Source organism: Mesobacillus sp. (assembly GCF_047739415.1).
Classification (GTDB): domain Bacteria; phylum Bacillota; class Bacilli; order Bacillales; family Cytobacillaceae; genus Mesobacillus.
The window spans coordinates 1-2,884 of the sequence record NZ_JBIQOE010000211.1 but is presented as its reverse complement, the minus strand read 5'-3'; the positions used below and the strand labels follow the sequence as shown (position 1 = coordinate 2,884).

7 protein-coding genes are annotated in these 2,884 nt (G+C 38.4%); 4 read left to right on the top strand and 3 right to left on the bottom strand.

Going from position 1 to position 2,884, the window contains the following annotated elements; all coding sequences use genetic code 11:
• Together ACH0QE_RS16870 and ACH0QE_RS16865 are read left to right on the top strand one after the other, a co-directional pair.
• Positions 1-229 (top strand): hypothetical protein (locus tag ACH0QE_RS16870; protein ID WP_415801735.1); only part of this gene is annotated, 229 nt, incomplete at its 5' end.
• Between the two features lies 1 nt (position 230).
• A complete protein-coding gene (locus ACH0QE_RS16865) occupies positions 231-524 on the top strand; it encodes a hypothetical protein (RefSeq protein WP_415801734.1) in 294 nt (97 codons plus the stop codon).
• Between the two features lie 81 nt (positions 525-605).
• Here the strand turns inward: ACH0QE_RS16865 and tatA are convergent, their stop codons facing one another.
• Positions 606-800, bottom strand: coding sequence for a twin-arginine translocase TatA/TatE family subunit (gene tatA / locus ACH0QE_RS16860; RefSeq protein WP_415801733.1), 195 nt, complete (start codon positions 798-800; stop codon positions 606-608).
• A gap of 136 nt (positions 801-936) precedes the next feature.
• On the opposite strand from tatA, the gene ACH0QE_RS16855 reads away from it, so the two are divergent.
• Entirely contained in the window at positions 937-1,455 is a 519-nt protein-coding gene (locus ACH0QE_RS16855; protein ID WP_415801732.1) for a DUF2202 domain-containing protein, read from the top strand.
• 150 nt (positions 1,456-1,605) lie between these two features.
• Here ACH0QE_RS16855 and ACH0QE_RS16850 read toward each other — a convergent pair whose 3' ends face one another.
• The gene (locus ACH0QE_RS16850) at positions 1,606-1,782 is read right to left on the bottom strand and encodes a hypothetical protein (RefSeq protein WP_415801731.1); all 177 of its coding nucleotides are present in this window, start codon (positions 1,780-1,782) and stop codon (positions 1,606-1,608) included.
• 345 nt (positions 1,783-2,127) lie between these two features.
• Here ACH0QE_RS16850 and cspC point away from each other — a divergent pair, with 345 nt between their 5' ends.
• Complete coding sequence (gene cspC / locus ACH0QE_RS16845) at positions 2,128-2,328, top strand: cold shock protein CspC (RefSeq protein ID WP_010331195.1); 201 nt, start codon at positions 2,128-2,130, stop codon at positions 2,326-2,328.
• A gap of 199 nt (positions 2,329-2,527) precedes the next feature.
• On the opposite strand, the gene ACH0QE_RS16840 is transcribed toward cspC, so the two are convergent.
• Positions 2,528-2,884 (bottom strand): Na+/H+ antiporter NhaC family protein (locus ACH0QE_RS16840; protein ID WP_415801730.1); only part of this gene is annotated, 357 nt, incomplete at its 5' end.

The following is a 2,884-nucleotide window of genomic DNA, read 5'->3' as shown; positions in this document are numbered from 1 at the left end:
GTTAATGCTTATAACTGTTTACGTCAAGCATGAAAAAGTGTTTTTGCCGTCGTTAATCAGCCTGGCAATTGGATTATTGACATTAGCGGCAAGCTTTGTTGTTGCTGCCACGGTAGATCCTTGGGCTGGAATTGGTGTCGGTATGCTGGCAACCAGTTTACTAGTTTGTACGATCGTTCTATTCATCTTTGCCTTTGTCATAAAGCTTTTAAGAAAAGGAGCAAAATAAAATGCCAGAATCAGTCGGAATGATTTTGACGCTCTTAATGAATATTGCCCTTTTTGGGGTTGCGAATTATTTTGCAGTGAAGCATTCAGCGAGGAATATTAAAAGACGAATTATTGCCGGATTGGTCTTTCTCCTGTTTTCACCAGTAATTTTCTTCAGCACTCTCTACCTCGGTTTTACGTGGGATGACTCGGGATGGGGGGCAGGAATCCTGACTGTAATTTATACCGGGCTGTATATTTTGAATGGACTCATCCTGCTGTTGTCCTCCATTCACATTTATTTCAGGAAATAGATATTCAAAGCTGTCCGATAATAAATGATTGGACAGTTTTTTTCTGAAAAAAGAACAAAAAGCTGCCAATGGCAGCTTTGATCAGCTCTTTTTATCTTGGTCGTTTTCTCTGATTTCCTTCTTAACATCATCAGAAAGTCCACTTGTCGCATTCTTGAACTCTTTCATCGACTTGCCGACTGCCCGTCCGATTTCCGGTAGTTTGTTTGGCCCAAAGATGATCAGCGCTATCACTAGAATCAGGATTAATCCTGGAAATCCTATATTTGAACACATTATATCTCTCCTATTGAAAAAGTTACGTCTATTATATCGAATCATTTCCACAAATTAAACCCATAGTGTTTTAGGTATCAAATTTCCCTCTATGAAAATAATAAGATTGATAATTTATCATAAGGGGTGTTTAAAAATGAATTCAAAATTAATCCCAGTCGTAGCTTTCCTGTTTTTATTCGTGAGTCTTTCCGGGTCTGCCCAGGCGCAAACTGAAGTGCCTGCTGACTTTGGTGCTAAGGGTGCACTGAAGGATTCCTCGATTACATTGGATGAAGCTTTAGTGTATGCCATTCAGGACGAATACCTTGCACAGGCCCGTTACGACGTTGTCATTGGAAAATTCGGCAGCATCAGGCCATTTAGCAATATTAAGGCGGCGGAGCAGCAACATATTAGTGCCCTCGTTACTTTATTTCAGAAGTACGAAAAACAAATTCCCGAAGACAATGCTAAGCAATATGTAACAGCGCCTGATACACTGAAGGATGCATTTAATGAAGGAGTTCAGGCGGAAATCGATAATATTGCGATGTACGATAAATTAAAAACGATTCCCTCCCTGCCGGAGGATGCAAAAATGGTTTTTACCCAGTTAGGAAATGCTTCAAAAAACCACTTAAGAGCCTTCCAAAGAGGTGCCGGGCGTAATTAAGGATCAAACAAATGTTGAATAGCAACTTAATGATCCTTCAACAGGATTTCTCAAAAATTGCAAGACGCTTGGATATAGTAATCCAAGCTTTATCTTTTTTTAATGCCTTGTTATATTCTCCTGAGTCCAAACTAAATTTAACTAAAAGACTTACCTAGTCAAAACATAATATATTACGTATAACCAACTAAAAAAACCGTGAATTATTGCCCAGAGTACTGATTTATGTATACTCCAAGATATTGTAATGGCTAAAGCAGAACCAAAAGTAATTGCACTTCCAGAACCAACAGGAACATTTAATCTTTTTTCTTTCCTTTCTCTCATATCCAATCCCCCAGTTTCTTTGGATCAATTTTTCCGTTTCTATATTTTGATATTTATTTTTCATTTAAAAGGATATTCCGTCCATCTATAATAATTCTATAGGTTACCCCCAATGTCATAGTTTGTTCAGTAACAACACTATAGCCCTCCTTTAGCAGCGCAAGTACAACTGCACTTTTTTGCTTAAGACACCATGATTTGCAATTTCTTTTGTTTCATGTTATGATAAGAAAGAATTATTTTTGTTCGGTGTAAAGGATAGTATAAGTATTGACTTTTCGTCTTGATGATCACTTTGGGCAAGGATAGTAATACGTTGTGCGTTAGCACTAGGAGGCAACAAAAATGGAACAAGGTACAGTTAAATGGTTTAATGCAGAAAAAGGTTTCGGCTTCATCGAACGTGAAAATGGAGACGACGTATTCGTACACTTCTCTGCTATCCAAAGTGAAGGCTTCAAGTCTTTAGATGAAGGTCAAAAAGTAACGTTTGACGTTGAGCAAGGTGCTCGTGGAGCTCAAGCTGCAAACGTTCAAAAAGCTTAATCAAAATTCGCTTAAAAAACAGGTTCTTTAAATAGAGCCTGTTTTTTTTATATTCCCTGTTAGAAGTTCATGAAGGAATGGCTTGCTTCCTGCTTCATAAAAAGGATCCGGACGGTCTGGCTTTGCATTTATTTGTTTACAAGAGCAAAAATATGAATGAAGCAAAAAGAGCAGTACCCTATTGGGACTGCCCTCATATCTATGAAGCTTTCCTTTTAGATTCTGCTGTCGAGCTCTCCTTCTTCACAAACTCCAGTTTAAAACCGAACAGTGCAAGGATAATCGATAATATCGGTACTGTGAAATTCAGTACAGCATAAGGTGCATATTCGAATGGATGGACAGATAGTGCTGAAATAATGAATACCGCGCAAGTATTCCATGGAACAAGCGGTGAAGTCACTGTACCTCCATCCTCGACGGCACGTGATAGGTTTTTCGAATGAAGACCTTTATCATCGTATGCTTTTTTATACATTCGTCCTGGTAAAAGGATTGATAGGTACTGTTCTCCTGCTGCAACATTTGTTAAAAATGAGGTTACAACCGTAGAGAC